Raw genomic sequence first — 14,146 nt, 5'->3', positions numbered from 1 at the left:
TGGGTCGGATCAGGGGACCAGACGCGACAGGGGCCCGGATCCCGAAGGATCCGAGCCCCTGTCGTCACGGACGCGCAACCGCGCCGTGGATGAATCAGTTGGCGGCGACGACCGACACTGCGACGTGGGCGGTGACGCCCTCGTGCAGCTTGATGCCGATGGTGTGGCTGCCCACGGTCTTGATCGGCTTGGCGATCTGGATGGACCGCTTGTCGACGGCCGGGCCACCGGCCTTCTTGACGGCCAGGGCCAGGTCGGCGGCGGTGACCGCACCGAACAGCCTGCCCTCGCCACCGGAACGAGCCGGCAGTTCGATGGTCAGACCCTCGATCTGCTGGCGCAGTTCGTTGGCGTGGCCGAGGTCGCGCACCTCGCGGGCGTCCCGAGCGCGCTTGAGGCCCTCGATCTGCTTGTCTGCGCCGCGGGTCCAGGCGATCGCCTTGCCCTGCGGGAGCAGGTAGTTGCGGCCGTAGCCGTCCTTGACCTCGACGATGTCGCCGGCGATGCCGAGCTTGGCGATCGGGGCGGTGAGAATGAGCTTCATCTATTCAAATCCCTTTCTCAGCGAGCGGTCGAGGCGTAGGGCAGCAGAGCCATCTCACGCGCGTTCTTGATCGCGATGGCGACCTTGCGCTGGTCCTGGACCGAGAGGCCCGTGACGCGGCGGGCGCGGATCTTCCCGCGCTCGGAGATGAACTTGCGCAGGGTTGCGGTGTCCTTGTAGTCGACGTTGGCGATGCGAACCGCCTTCACCGGGACAATCTTCTTCTTGTTCACAGGCTTGCGCTGTGGACCGGCCATTGTGGTGCTCCTTCGTGTGGGCCCGGCTCTCGCCGGAAGGGCCTGTCGTGGATGGCGGACGAGCCGCCGGGAACGGGTGGGTGGTCAGTTGACGACCCGAATCCGATCGGTCTCCCGATCAGGGGCGCTTCATCAGAACGGGGGCTCCTCGGCTTGGGCCGAGGCCCAGGGATCGGTGCCGCCGCCGCGGTTGTCGCCACCCTGGCTGCCCGAGTTGTTCCAGCCGCCCTGGCCTGAACCACCCTGACCGCCGCCCTGCGACTGCTGCTGTTGCCAGCCGCCGCCACCGCCCTGGCCACCACCGGCACCGCTGGGGTTCCGGTTGACCTTGGCGTTGGCGTAGCGCAGGGAGGGACCGACCTCTTCGACCTCGACCTCGAACACGGTGCGCCGCTCACCCTCGCGGGTCTCGTAGCTGCGTGACTTCAGTCGACCGTTCACGATGACGCGCATGCCCTTGGTGAGGGACTCGGTCACGTTCTCGGCCGCCTGACGCCACACCGAACAGTTGAGGAACATGGCGTCACCGTCTTTCCACTCACCGGACTGACGGTCGAACGTGCGCGGGGTCGAGGCCACGGTGAAGCTGGCCACGGCCGCACCCGACGGGGTGAAGCGCAGTTCTGGGTCGGCGGTGAGGTTGCCGATGATGGTGATGGGCGTGTCGCCTGCCATGTGGGTCTCCGAATCGGACGTGAGCTTGGGCTGTCGACCTCAGCCTGCCAGTGAGCACTGACAGAGTGAAGGCCCCGACCCAAGGCTGTGGACAACTACTCAGGCGTCGAGCCGCTGAACCTTGGTTCGCATGACCTGCTCGTCGATGGACATGAGACGGTCCATCTCCTTCACAGCTGCGGGCTCGGCGGTCAGGGTGATGACGACGTAGGAACCTTCCGACTTCTTGTTGATGTCGTAGGAGAACCGACGGCGGCCCCACACGTCGACGTTGTCGATCGTGCCCTGGGCGTTGGTGATGACGGCGGTGTGCTTCTCAACAAGGGGAGAAACCTGACGGTCGTCGACGTCTGGGTCGATGATGACCATGACTTCGTACTTACGCATGCGCGAACTCCACCTCCTCTGGTCTCAGCGGCCACGAGTCGTTCCCGTGGCAGGAGGGCGAATGCCTGGCACACCCCACAGGGGGCGGAGTGCACCGGCGAGAAGTCTACGCGCGGGTTCGTCCGGTCACGAAATCGGGTTCCGATGCCCGCGGATGTAGTCCTTGAGCGCCTCCGGCGAATTGGTCAGCTCATCGACGTGACGGGGGGCGTCGAGCAGTCCGGCGAACCGTTCGGGAAGCTCTGGCTCCTCGCCCAGTGCCTCCCGGATGGTCTCGGCGAACTTCACCGGCAGGGCGGTCTCGAGCACCACCATGGGCTCACTCCCCCGCTGGTCAAGGGCGACCTTCACGCCGTCGGCCGTGTGCGGGTCGACAGTGACACCCCACTGCTCGTGGACCCGCCGAATGGTCGCCACCCGGTCGGCGTGGGTGGAGGAACCCGACGAGAACCCGAACTGCTCGTGCACCCGTCCGATCACCTCCGACAGGTCGAAGAAGCCCTGCTCGGGCAGGTCAGCGGCGAACAACTGACGCACCCGCGCGGCGTCGCGTCCGACCAGGTCGAAGACGAACCGCTCGACGTTGGACGCCTTCGAGATGTCCATGGAGGGGGAGCTGGTGGCCGGCGTCTCCGCCGGGGTGCGGGGGCGGTAGACCCCCGTGCGGAAGAACTCGTCGAGCACGTCATTCTCGTTGGTCGCCACCACCAGACGGGCGATCGGCAGCCCCATCTGCCTGGCCACGTGCCCGGCGCAGATGTTGCCGAAGTTGCCGGTGGGGACCGTGAACGAGACCTGTTGGTCGTCGGAGGTTGTCGTGCGCAGCCACGCCACCACGTAGTAGACGACCTGAGCGACGAGGCGGGCCCAGTTGATCGAGTTCACGGCGCCGATGCGGTGCTCGCGCTTGAACGTGGCATCACCCATGACGGCCTTGACCAGGTCCTGGCAGTCGTCGAACACCCCCTCGACGGCGAGGTTGTGCACCGACGGGTCGTCCAGCGAGAACATCTGCGCCTGCTGGAACGGGGTCATGCGACCGGCCGGGGTGAGCATGAACGTCTCGATGCCGTGACGGCCGCTCATTGCGTACTCCGCGGCCGACCCGGTGTCGCCGCTGGTGGCGCCGAGAATGGTGAGGGTCTGGTTCCGGCGGTCGAGTTCGTACTCGAACAGCTGGCCCAGCAACTGCATGGCCAGGTCCTTGAAGGCGGCGGTGGGGCCCTCCGAGAGGTGCGCCAGCCACAGCCCGTCCCCCAGTTCGGTGACCGGCACCACCTCGTCGGACGAGAACACCTGTCCGTTCCAGGCGCGCTGGCAGATGGCCAGCAGGTCGTCCCAGGGGATGTCGTCGATGAACAGCGAGAGCACCCGGTGGCCGACGGCGGCATACCCACCCTCGGCGAGCAGCCGACGCAGACCGGAGAGGTCCTCACGGGTCAACTGGGGGTAGCTCTCCGGAAGGTACAGCCCACCTCCGGCCGCGAGACCCTCGAGCAGGATGTCGCAGAAGCTGGCCCGGATGTCGGTGTCACGGGTGGAGAGGTAGCGCACGCGACAAGCCTAGTTGCGCGCCGAGCAGGGGGCGGCCCGCTCCCACGGGGCAGTCAGCGCTCAGCGGCGAGGAGGTCCCGGGAGCAGGAACTGCCCAGCAGCACGCCAGGCCCTCAGGCCACCCTCGACGAACTCCGCGTTCAGCCCCTGCTCGCGTACCTTCGCCACCAGGTGTCCCGAGCGCAGCCCCGAGTCGCAGATGAGCACGAACGTGCCCTCGGGCTCTGCCAGTGGATTGCCTGCATGCACGGCACCGAACGCGTCGGCGGCCAACTCCTTGGGGTCGACCAGCTTGGCTCCGGGAGCGTGACCGGCGACGTACTCGTCGAGGGTGCGCACGTCGACGAGCACCCCGCCCTTGCTGAGCAGGGCCAATGCCTCGTCAACGGTGACGCCACCCTGTGGCATCACCTTGTTGGCCAGGAAGTCCCGAAGTCCCATGTGCCCATCACAGCAGGGGAAGGTCCCGAGCGCACCCTTGACAGCAGGGATTGCCCCTGCCCCTGGACCGCGCTCGGCCCTAGGCTTGGCGCGACAGCTCAGTGAAAGGGCAGACGATGAGCAACGACTGGCAGAACCAGCAGCAGGGGGAACCCAATCCTTGGGCGCCCCAGACCTCGGACGAGAGCCTCTGGAACGGGTCCTCACTGAACCAGGTGGACGAGCCCGCGACCGACGACAGCGCGGCCGAGAGCACCACCTCGGACGCGGATCAGCAGTCCGCCCCCAGTGACGCAGCACACAGTGCTCCCTCCGCTCCGCAGACCGACCAGCCGTGGCAGCCGTCCGCCCCTCAGCCCACTCCTGCCCCCGCGGCACCGGCGGACCAGCCCTGGACTCAGCCGTCCGCCAGCAGCCAGCCCTCCGCCTCGCAGCCCTGGACGCAGCCTTCCGCAAGCAGCCAGCCCTCCGCCTCCCAACCCTGGACGCAGCCGTCGGCCAGCAGCCAGCCATCAGCCTCCCAGCCCTGGACGCAGCCGTCTGCCAGCAGCCAGCCCTCCGCCACGGGCGAGTCCGGATGGGGTCAGTCGGGCTATCAGCAGACGTATGCGCAGCCCGCTGGTGATCCTTACCCGCAGGCCAGCGCGAACCCCTACCCCCAGTCCAGCGCGAACCCCTACCCCCAGTCCAGCGCCGATCCCCAGAACCAGTACGGCCAGAACCAGTACGGCCAGAACCAGTACGGCCAAGCCCAGTACCCCAGTCAGGCTCAGTACGGGCAGGGCCAGTACGGGCGGCAGGGCCAGTACTCGCAGGGCCAGTACTCGCAGGGCCAGTACTCGCAGGGCCAGTACGGGCAGGGCCAGTACGGGCAGGATCAGTACTCGCAGAACCAGTACGCCGACCCGACCTCCCAGCAGAGCGCCCAGAACTACGTGTACGGCGACACCAACCCGGCCCAGGGCGGCTACTCCGCCGACCCGTACGCGGCCTACGGCTACCAGCAGGGCGGGATGGTGCCCTACGGCACCAACCCCAACGCCCCCTACGGCATCGATCCGGTCTCGGGTCTGCCGTTCTCCGACAAGCAGAAGACCACCGCCGGCATCCTGCAGATCCTGCTCGGTTGGCTCGGTGTCGGCCGCTTCTACACCGGCCACACCGGCCTGGGCATCGCGCAGTTGGCCGTCACCATCGTCACCTTCGGCATCGGGGCGATCTGGGGTCTGGTCGACGGCATCCTGATGTTGACGGGCAACCCCAAGGACGCACAGGGACGTCCCCTTCGCTGACCCGGACCGTCAGGCTCCCTGACACGTCGACTGGCCCTCACCCTGGCCCATCCACCGCGCCCCCCGCTCCGAGCGGGGGGCGCGGTGTCGTCCCCGGCCGGTTGGTCCGGGAGCGGACGGCTGGTGCCCCTGGCAAACCTTGGCAAACATGCCCGCGCACGGGGTGTCGGGACGACGATGGACTCATCCACCATCCGACGACACGGAGGACTCGTGAGCCAGCATCCGGAGGCCGCCCAGCCGCTCGTCGACTTCGTCCCCACGCGCCGGTTCTTCGTGGGGATCGACTCCGACGGGTGCGCCATGGACGCCATGGACATCAAGCACCAGGAGTGTTTCACCCCCTGCTACATCAAGCACTGGGACCTGCAGCCCGTCTCGACGCTGGCGCGCGAGACGGCCCTGTTCGTCAACCTCGGTTCGGTCACCCGCGGGCTGAACCGCTGGCTGGCGCTCAAGCAGGTGCTCGACCTGCTGCGCGACCGCGTCGAGGTGGCCGAGCGTGGGGTCACGATCCCCCACTACCCAGAACTCACCGACTTCATCGAGGCCGAGGGGTACCCCCTCTCCGACACCGGCATCCTCAGGTACCAGGCCGACCAGCCCTCCGAGACCATCGACCGGGCCGTCACCTGGGGCAACGCGGTCAACGCCGCCATCGCCGACATGGTGCACGGGTGTGGCCCCTTTCCCGGGGTGCGTGAAGCCATGCTCGCCATGCAGGCCGAGGTCGACTGCATGACCGTCTCTGCGACACCCCTGCATGCCCTCGAGTACGAGTGGAACGCCCACGGCATCGCCCAGTACGTGAAGGTCATCGCGGGCCAGGAGATGGGTTCGAAGGCCGACCACGTGGAGTACGCGGCCAAGGGCAAGTACGACGACGACAAGATCCTGCTCATCGGCGACGCCCCCGGTGACCGCGACGCCGCCGACAAGGTCGGCTGTCTCTACTACCCCATCCTTCCCGGCGACGAGAAGCAGTCCTGGGCCCGGTTCACCGCCGAGGCCCTGCCCCGATTCCTCGCCGGTACCTACGCCGGCGACTACCAGCGGCAGCTGATCGCGGAGTTCACCAGCAAGCTGCCCGACCACGTGCCGTGGGAGACCATCTCCGGCAACCGGACCGTACCAATGCCGAAAGTGAAGTGATCATGGCCGAACTCGTCGACCTCAAAGCCGCCCCCTACAGCCTGGACGAGGACCAGGTCGCCTGGGTGGAGGAGACCCTGGCCGGCCTCAGCCTGGACGAGCAGGTCGGTCAACTGTTCACCAACCTGTTCTTCTTCGGCGAGGACGCCTTCTCGGGCAATCCCTACACCGCCGAACAGATCATCGAGAAGTTCCACGTGGGCATCGCCCGGTATCACGGCGGTACCTCCGACCAGGTGCAGGCGCTGCTGAACCGCCTGCAGCAGGCCTCCAAGGTGCCGCTGCTGATCGCCGCCAACTGTGACTCGGGCGGCAACGGGGCGATGAAGGATGGCACCTACATCGCCTCCGGAGCGCAGACCGAGGCCACCGGTTCGGTCGAGGTGGCCCGCAATGCCGGCTACGTGTCCGGACGGGAGATGCACGCGATCGGCGCCAACCTGAACTTCGATCCGTGCGTCGACATCCTCGAGAACTGGCGCAACACGATCGTGAACACCCGCGCCTACGGCACCACCGCCGACGACGTCATCCGGTACACGATCCCCTTCGTCGAGGGCCAGCGCGAGTCGGGCATCCTCACCGCGATCAAGCACTTCCCCGGCGACGGCACCGAGGAGCGCGACCAGCACCTCGTCCTCGGTGTCAACGAACTGTCACCCGAGCGTTGGGACGAGACCTTCGGTCGCGTCTACCAGGCCCACATCGCCAACGGTGTCGAGATGGTCATGGCGGGCCACATCGCGCTGCCGTACTACTCGCAGAAGCTGAACCCCGCGTTGAGCGATGCCGAGATCATGCCGGCCACGCTCGCGCCGGAACTGCTCACCGGGCTGCTCAAGACCCAGCTGGGTTTCAACGGGGCCGTCATCACCGATGCCTCGCACATGCTCGGCATGACCTCGGCGATGCGTCGCGAGGACTACGTCCCGCTGTCGATCGCGGCCGGCTGTGACGCCTTCCTGTTCTTCAACAACCTCGAGGAGGACTTCGCCTTCATGAAGGCGGGGGTCGAGAAGGGTGTGATCACCCAGGAGCGACTGGATGACGCCAACCGGCGCATTCTGGGGCTGAAGGCCAAGCTGCGCCTGCACGAGAAGAAGGCCTCCGGCACCCTGCTGCGCACCCCGGCTGACCTCGAGGTGGTGGGCTGCGAGGAGCACCTGCGGATGCAGGCAGAGGCGGCGGACCTCGGCATCACCCTGGTCAAGAACACCCTCGACCAGCTACCGCTCAACCCCACCGACCACAGGCGGGTGCGCATCTACCACCTGACCGGTGAGGTCGGGGGCATCACCGGGGGTGGCGAGGCCGACATGCTCGACCTCTACGTGCGCCTGCTGACCGAGCGCGGGTACGAGGTGACCATCAACGACGGCACCACCCGGGTGAAGGGTCCGACCCTGAAGTATCGCGACGAGGTGGACGCGGCCCTGATCCTGGCCGAGGTGATCGGTTACGGGGCGCAGAACAACTACCGCATCCAGTGGAAGACGGCGATGAGCAACGAGTGCCCCTGGTACGTGTGGGAGGTGCCGACGTTCATGGTGAGTCACAACTTCACCACCCACCTTCACGACGCGACCATGGTGAAGGCCTACATCAACGCCTACCACCCCAACGAGGCGAATGTCCGGGCCACGCTCGACAAGCTCGAGGGCAGATCGCAGTTCAAGGGCACGCCGAACGATCTCGTGTGGACCGAGAAGTGGCAGGCCAAGCTCTGAGCTGAGCGTGCCGGGGCGTCCGTGGCTCGTCCCCCGTCGGGACGAGCCGTGGGGTCACTCGACGGAGCGGTGCTTGCGGAACTCGGCGATCCTGGCGTACATCTCGTCGATCAGATTCGAGAACTTCTTCTCGACCTCGCGGCGGCGCACCTTCAGGGTGGGGGTCAGCAGCCCGTTGTCCATGGTGAACTCCTCGATGGAGGCGCGCAGGTCGCGGATCTGCTCATGGCTGGGCAGCTTGGCGGTCAGGGCCGCCACCCTCGCCTTGAACTCCTCGACCACCGCAGGGTGGTTGACCAGGTCGGCGGGGCTGCCTTTCGGCAGCTGCAACTTCTCGGCCAGTTCCTCCAGGTGGGGCAGTGACGGCCGCACCAGCATGGTCAGGGTGGGTCGTCCCTCACCGATCAGCACGGCGTGCTCGAACAGCGGGTCGGCCAGCACCAGACCCTCGATCGGCTGGGGGGCGACGTTCTTGCCGCCCAGCGTGACGATGATGTCCTTGATGCGGTCGGTGATGAACAGGAATCCGTCACCGTCGACATAGCCGGCGTCACCGGTGTGCAGCCAGCCCGCTTCGTCGATCACCTGCGCGGTGGCCTCGGGCTGGTTCCAGTACCCGGCCATCAGGTTGGGTCCCCGGTAGAGCACCTCCGACTCGGCGCCGATGCGCAACTCCCCGCCGCCCATCACGCGGCCGGCCGACGACACCTTGAAGGCGCTCGGGGAGTTGAAGCTGACCAGCGGCGACGCCTCGGTCAGCCCGTACCCGGTGAAGATCGGCATGCCGGCGGCCGAGAAGAACTCCTCGACCTCACGGCGCAACGGAGCGCCCCCACAGGCCAGCACCGTCTTGGTGCCGCCCATCGCGTCTCGGATGTTCTTGAGCACCAGCTTGTCGGCCAGCCCCAGCTGGGCCCGCCACACGATCGAGGGCCGGCGGCCCTTGCGGTAGGAGTGCTGCATCTGTCCGCCCACCCGCACGGCCCACGAGAAGACGGTCTGCTTCACAGGCGAGACGTCGGCCTTCTCGTGCGCCACGCGGTAGACGGTCTCGTACAACTTGGGCACGCTGACCAGCAGGGTCGGACGAACCTCGGTCAGCATGCCGGCGACCTCGCGTGGGTTCGGGCAGTAGGTGTTGCGGCAGCCGTACGCGATCACGATGAACTGCCACGCGCGTTCCAACGCATGGCTCAGGGGCAGGAAGGACAAGGAGTGGTCCTCGGGGCTGAACTCGAACAGGTCGCCCACTGCCCGGCACTGGGCCACCATTCCCCCGTGGGTGAGCATGACCCCCTTGGGGTCGCCCGTGGTGCCCGAGGTGTAGACGATGGCGGTCAGGTCATCGGCCCTGGCCTCGGCCACCCGCCGGTCGAGTTCGGCGTCGCCCTCGGTTCGTTCGTCCGGGGTCTCGGCGTCGAGCCACCCGCGCAGGCCGATGATGCCGTCTCGCACCTGGCCGTCGATGCTGATCACCGGCCACTCGGCGTTGATCTGGTCGCGCGAGGCGAGCACCCGGCCGGCCTCCTTCTCACCGCCGATGACCATCAGACGGGCACCTGAGTCCCCCACGATGTGGCTGATCTGCTCAGGGGTCGAGGTCGCATAGAGCGGCACCAGCACTGCCCCGGCCAGGTTCACGGCGAGATCGATGGCCGTCCACTCCGGCAGGTTGGGGGCGAACAGGGCGACCCGGTCACCCACCCCGATGCCCTGCCTGACGAGCGCCCGTGCCACCGAGCGGGCGAGGTCGCGCAACTGGCCGTAGGTGAGGTCGTCCCAGACCCCTCCCCGCTTCACGCGGGTCGCGAGACGATCCGCATGCTGGTCGGCCGCTGTGTCGAACAACTGCCACAGGTGATCGGTGGTGATCAGGTCGAGCGCGCTGGTCAAGGCTCCTCCTTGGGTCTGCAGCCAGCCTACTGGGGCCACGGCGGCGCGGGTCGCCTAGTCAGGGCATTGTTGTCGACGTTCTCACCCGATGGGACGAGACCAGTCCGTCAGGGGTGCAGCGCCCCTCAGAGCCGTTCGAGCAGCCAGGCGATGTCGAGCAGGTGCTGGTCGGCCCCACCGGGCGTCTCGAGCACCACCGGCGCCTGCGCCAGCCGTACCACCTCAGCGATCCCCTCGGCGTCGGCGTGGCCGGCGCCCAGGTTGGTGTGGCGGTCGGCTCCCGAGTCGAAGGCGTCGCGGGAGTCGTTGCAGTGCACGAGATCGATGCGTCCCGTGATGGCCAGCACCCGCTCGACCAGGCCCACCAGCTGCTCGCCGCCGGCGTGGGCGTGGCAGGTGTCGAGGCAGAATCCGACCCGATCGGCGTTGGCCGAGCCTTCGATGGCAGACCAGAGCTGGTCGATGCGTTCCAGTTTGCGGGCCATCGCATTGCCGCCGCCGGCCGTGTTCTCGATGAAGATCGGGATCGGCAGGTCGAGACCGTCGATGCACTTGCGCCAGTTCTCGAAGCCGACCTCGGGCTCCTCGGCTGCGGTGACGTGCCCGCCGTGCACGATGACACCGGTGGCCCCCACCTCGGCGGCCCCGGTCACCGTCTGCTGCAGCAGTTTGCGCGAGGGGATGCGGATGCGGTTGTTCGTCGACGCCACGTTCATCACGTAGGGGGCGTGCACGAACAACTCGACCCCGGCCTCCTGGGCCGACTGCTTCAGCGCCACCGCCCCGGCCGGGAAGGCGAGCTTCGGGGCACGCCAACTCTGCGGGTCACCCAGGAAGAACTGGGACAGTTGCGCTCCGCGGGCCTGCGCCTCGGCCACGGGATCGAGGTTGTCGACATGGGCTCCGATGCGGATGGGTGTGGGCATGCCGCCAGCCTAGAACAGCGCACCGACACGACGGACGGCGGTGTGCGCGAGGGTCGACCGGCATACCGTGGACGGGTGAGACGTCAGCAGGTGACCCAGCGGTCGGACCCTTCCGGGGCCCGTCCCGGTCGCTCCCGCGGGAGGACGCGCCTCGTGGGGCCGGGCCCGGGAAGGGTCCGCTGCCTGACGGTGTGCATCGTGGGCGGCCTGCACCTGCTTGCCCTCGCGCTGGTGGTGGCAGGCCATCTGGCCGGTGGACTGGCCCTGGGCGGCGTGGTCTTCGCCTGGACACGGGGACTGCTGCACGCCATCGACGCCGACCACCTCTCGATGATCGACGGCTCGACCCGCAAACTGCTCGGCGAGGGCCGCAACCCCCGCGGGGTGGGCCTGGCGTTCAGCCTCGGTCACTCCACGGTGGTGATGGTTGCCGGGGTCGCCGTGGTGCTCGGTTCACACTGGGTGCGCTCGGCCGTCGACGAACGGACGATCCTGGCGATGGTGCTCGGGTCGATCGGTGCGGGCGTCTCGTCCCTGTACCTGGTCGCAGTCGCGGCCGCCAACGTCCCGCTCCTCGTCCGCGCCCTGAGTGCCCGGGAGCCTCACCCGGCCACCGGCAGCGACGACCACCCCGGTCACAGCCACCCTCAGGCGGCTCTGTCGGGATGGTGGTCGCGCGCGCTGTCGGCGCCGCTGTCGCGGGTGCGCCACGCGGGGCATGTCTACCTGTTCGGGCTGTTGTTCGGGCTCGGATTCGACACGGCCTCCACGATTGCGGTGCTGATGCTGACCGCAGGGCTGTCGCTGGCGGGAGCCCCGGCCGTGACCCTGCTCGCGTTCCCGATTGCCTTCGCCGCCGCCATGACCCTGGGCGACTCGGTCAACGCCCACCTGATGCTGCGCGTCTACACAGCCGCGGACACCCGAGGCCGTCGGCGGGTCAACATCGCCCTGCTGGTGCTCTCGATCGGGTCTGCCGTCGCGGTGGCGTCGGTGACAGCGGTTGAACTGATCGGATCCCTGGCGGGACGTCCTCTGCCGGTCCCCGACACCAGCAGGTGGGGCTGGGCGCTGGCGGCCGTGGCCCTCGCTGGTGGGCTGTGGGTGGTCGGCCTGAGAGGTCGGTCACACCCCACGGGCTCGGGCCCGCAGCCTCCCCGATAGGCTGCCGAACGTGACCAAGAGCATCTTCATCGCGTCTCCTGAGGGCCGGGTCGGCAAGTCCGCGATCGCCCTGGGCCTGATCGAGTCGTTCACGCGCGAGGTGAAACGGGTTGGGGTCTTCCGTCCGGTGGTGCGCAGCGGGGCTCACCAGGACGAGGTCACCGACACCCTGGTGAACCTGCCCACGATCGAGCAGAGCTACGACGAGGCGTTCGGCGTCAGCTACGACGAGGTGGGCCGCGACCCCGAGGAGGCGATGGCCACCATCGTCAACAAGTTCGGGGCGATCCGCGACCACTACGACGCGATCGTCATCGTCGGCTCCGACTACTCCGACGTGCAGGCCCCCACCGAGATGAAGTTCAACGCGCTCGTTGCGGCCCACCTCAACTCCCCCGTGGTGATCGTCGCGGGTGGACCCCGCCACGACGTCGACGAGATCAAGGCCTCGATGCGGCTCGCGATGACCGAGTTCACCGCCGTGCACAACGACGTCATCGGACTGATCGCCAACCGCGTCAACCCCGACATCGCAGACCAGTTGCGAGCCGAACTGGCCGAGTTCTCGACCTCGGACGAGCCCTTGGTCACCGCCGTCATCCCCGACCACCCTGTCTTGGGGGCGCCCACCGTCAAGCAACAGTTCGAGGCCACCCAGGCCACCCTGTGGATGGGCAACGAGCGGATGTTGGATCGTGAGTCCCTCGGCGTGCTGGTCGGGTCGATGACCCTGCCCAACCTGCTCGACCGGCTCGAGAACGAGTTCACGCTGGTTGCACCGTCCGACCGACTCGACCTGCTGCCGGGTCTGTTGATGGCCCACAACTCGGGCACCTTCCCCAACCTCGCCGCGATCTTCCTCGTGGGAGGCTACGAGGTACCGCCCACCATCCGGCGACTGCTGGAGGGCACCAAGGTCGAGATCCCGATCGCCCTGGTCGAGTCCGGCACCTTCCGCACCGCCGAGAGGTTGTTCGGCCTGGGCGGGACGATGACGAACTCACCACGCAAGATCGAGGTCGCCCGACGCCTGTTCAACGAGCACGTCGACCACGAGTCCCTGATCTCCGCCCTCGACCTGCAGCGCCCCGACATCCGCACCCCGCTGATGTTCGAGTACCAGTTGATGCAGCAGGCGCGATCCGACCAGCGGACGATCGTGCTGCCCGAGGCAGCCGATGACCGGATCATCGAGTCGGCCAGCATCCTGCTGTCGCGTGGAGTGGCCCATCTCGTGCTGCTCGGGGACGAGACCGAGATCAAGCAGCGCTCCTTCGAACTGGGCTTCGACGTGCACCGCGCCCGCATCGTCAACCCGCAGGACCCGGAACTCCTCGAACAGTTCGCCGAGGAGTACACCCGCCTGCGGGCCCACAAGGGGATGACGCTGCAACGGGCCCGCGAGACCTTCAAGGACCTCTCGTACTTCGCCACGATGATGGTGCACCTCGGCATGGCCGACGGCATGGTCTCGGGGGCGGTCAACACCACGGCCAACACCATTCGTCCGAGCCTGGAGTTCATCAAGACCAAGCCCGGGGTCACGATCGTGTCGTCGAGTTTCCTGATGTGCATGCCCGATCGGGTGCTGGTCTACGCCGACTGCGCGGTCAACCCCGACCCCACCGCCGAACAGTTGGCCGACATCGCGATCTCGTCCGCGCAGACGGCCGAGGCATTCGGCATCGAACCGCGGGTGGCGATGTTGTCGTACTCGACGGGTACCTCCGGGTCGGGTGCCGACGTCGACAAGGTGCGCGAGGCCACCGACCTGGTGCGGCAGCGTCGTCCCGATCTGAAGGTCGAGGGACCGATCCAGTTCGACGCGGCGGTCGATCCCGCCGTGGGCCGCAAGAAGATGCCGGGCAGCGAGGTGGCCGGGCAGGCGACCGTGTTCATCTTCCCCGACCTCAACACGGGCAACAACACCTACAAGGCGGTGCAGCGCACCTCCGGCGCCGTCGCGGTCGGGCCGGTGCTGCAGGGGCTGAACAAGCCCGTCAACGACCTGTCCCGCGGGGCCTTGGTCGACGACATCGTCAACACCGTGGCCATCACGGCCATCCAGGCACAGGCCGAGCGGGCCCCGTCCGATTGAGGCGCTCACCCGCCCGACCCCTCCACCTCTCGAAAC

Annotated in this window: 13 protein-coding genes; 5 read left to right on the top strand and 8 right to left on the bottom strand. The window is 67.8% G+C overall.

The features are described 5' to 3' along the window. Nucleotides 1-94 precede the first annotated feature (94 nt). The 6 genes from rplI to H507_RS0102100 form a co-directional block, all read right to left on the bottom strand. The gene (rplI, locus tag H507_RS0102125) at nt 95-544 is read right to left on the bottom strand and encodes a 50S ribosomal protein L9 (RefSeq protein ID WP_022909081.1); all 450 of its coding nucleotides are present in this window, start codon (nt 542-544) and stop codon (nt 95-97) included. 17 nt (nt 545-561) lie between these two features. Beyond that, entirely contained in the window at nt 562-801 is a 240-nt protein-coding gene (gene rpsR / locus H507_RS0102120) for a 30S ribosomal protein S18 (RefSeq protein ID WP_022909080.1), read from the bottom strand. A 132-nt stretch (nt 802-933) separates the two neighbouring features. After that, the gene (locus H507_RS0102115; RefSeq protein WP_022909079.1) at nt 934-1,476 is read right to left on the bottom strand and encodes a single-stranded DNA-binding protein; all 543 of its coding nucleotides are present in this window, start codon (nt 1,474-1,476) and stop codon (nt 934-936) included. Between the two features lie 99 nt (nt 1,477-1,575). Further along, nucleotides 1,576-1,863, bottom strand: a complete 288-nt coding sequence (gene rpsF, locus H507_RS0102110) for a 30S ribosomal protein S6 (RefSeq protein ID WP_022909078.1) — start codon at nt 1,861-1,863, stop codon at nt 1,576-1,578. Nucleotides 1,864-1,989: 126 nt separating this feature from the next. Beyond that, complete coding sequence (gene thrC, locus H507_RS0102105; RefSeq protein ID WP_022909077.1) at nt 1,990-3,417, bottom strand: threonine synthase; 1,428 nt, start codon at nt 3,415-3,417, stop codon at nt 1,990-1,992. A 60-nt stretch (nt 3,418-3,477) separates the two neighbouring features. Further along, nucleotides 3,478-3,858: a rhodanese-like domain-containing protein gene (locus tag H507_RS0102100; protein ID WP_022909076.1), complete on the bottom strand. Its 381-nt coding sequence runs from the start codon at nt 3,856-3,858 to the stop codon at nt 3,478-3,480. A 116-nt stretch (nt 3,859-3,974) separates the two neighbouring features. On the opposite strand from H507_RS0102100, the gene H507_RS18150 reads away from it, so the two are divergent. From H507_RS18150 to H507_RS0102085, 3 genes are all read left to right on the top strand, one after another. After that, complete coding sequence (locus tag H507_RS18150; RefSeq protein ID WP_022909075.1) at nt 3,975-5,150, top strand: TM2 domain-containing protein; 1,176 nt, start codon at nt 3,975-3,977, stop codon at nt 5,148-5,150. A 213-nt stretch (nt 5,151-5,363) separates the two neighbouring features. After that, on the top strand, nt 5,364-6,302 hold the full coding sequence (locus tag H507_RS0102090) for an HAD family hydrolase (protein ID WP_026377646.1): 939 nt from the start codon (nt 5,364-5,366) through the stop codon (nt 6,300-6,302). Nucleotides 6,303-6,304: 2 nt separating this feature from the next. Continuing rightward, a complete protein-coding gene (locus H507_RS0102085; protein ID WP_026377645.1) occupies nt 6,305-8,029 on the top strand; it encodes a glycoside hydrolase family 3 protein in 1,725 nt (574 codons plus the stop codon). Between the two features lie 54 nt (nt 8,030-8,083). On the opposite strand, the gene H507_RS0102080 is transcribed toward H507_RS0102085, so the two are convergent. Together H507_RS0102080 and H507_RS0102075 are read right to left on the bottom strand one after the other, a co-directional pair. Continuing rightward, entirely contained in the window at nt 8,084-9,922 is a 1,839-nt protein-coding gene (locus tag H507_RS0102080) for an AMP-dependent synthetase/ligase (RefSeq protein WP_022909072.1), read from the bottom strand. A gap of 125 nt (nt 9,923-10,047) precedes the next feature. Next, nucleotides 10,048-10,848 carry a deoxyribonuclease IV gene (locus H507_RS0102075; protein ID WP_022909071.1) on the bottom strand — a complete coding sequence of 267 codons (801 nt, stop codon included), beginning with the start codon at nt 10,846-10,848 and terminating at the stop codon, nt 10,048-10,050. 198 nt (nt 10,849-11,046) lie between these two features. Between H507_RS0102075 and H507_RS14095 the strand changes: the two genes are divergently transcribed. Next, on the top strand, nt 11,047-12,012 hold the full coding sequence (locus H507_RS14095; RefSeq protein WP_169512671.1) for a HoxN/HupN/NixA family nickel/cobalt transporter: 966 nt from the start codon (nt 11,047-11,049) through the stop codon (nt 12,010-12,012). A gap of 10 nt (nt 12,013-12,022) precedes the next feature. Next, nucleotides 12,023-14,110, top strand: coding sequence for a phosphate acetyltransferase (gene pta / locus H507_RS0102065; protein WP_022909069.1), 2,088 nt, complete (start codon nt 12,023-12,025; stop codon nt 14,108-14,110). Nucleotides 14,111-14,146 lie beyond the last annotated feature (36 nt).

Source organism: Aestuariimicrobium kwangyangense DSM 21549, from assembly GCF_000421525.1.
GTDB lineage: Bacteria > Actinomycetota > Actinomycetes > Propionibacteriales > Propionibacteriaceae > Aestuariimicrobium > Aestuariimicrobium kwangyangense.
This window is presented reverse-complemented; position numbering and strand designations above follow the sequence as displayed.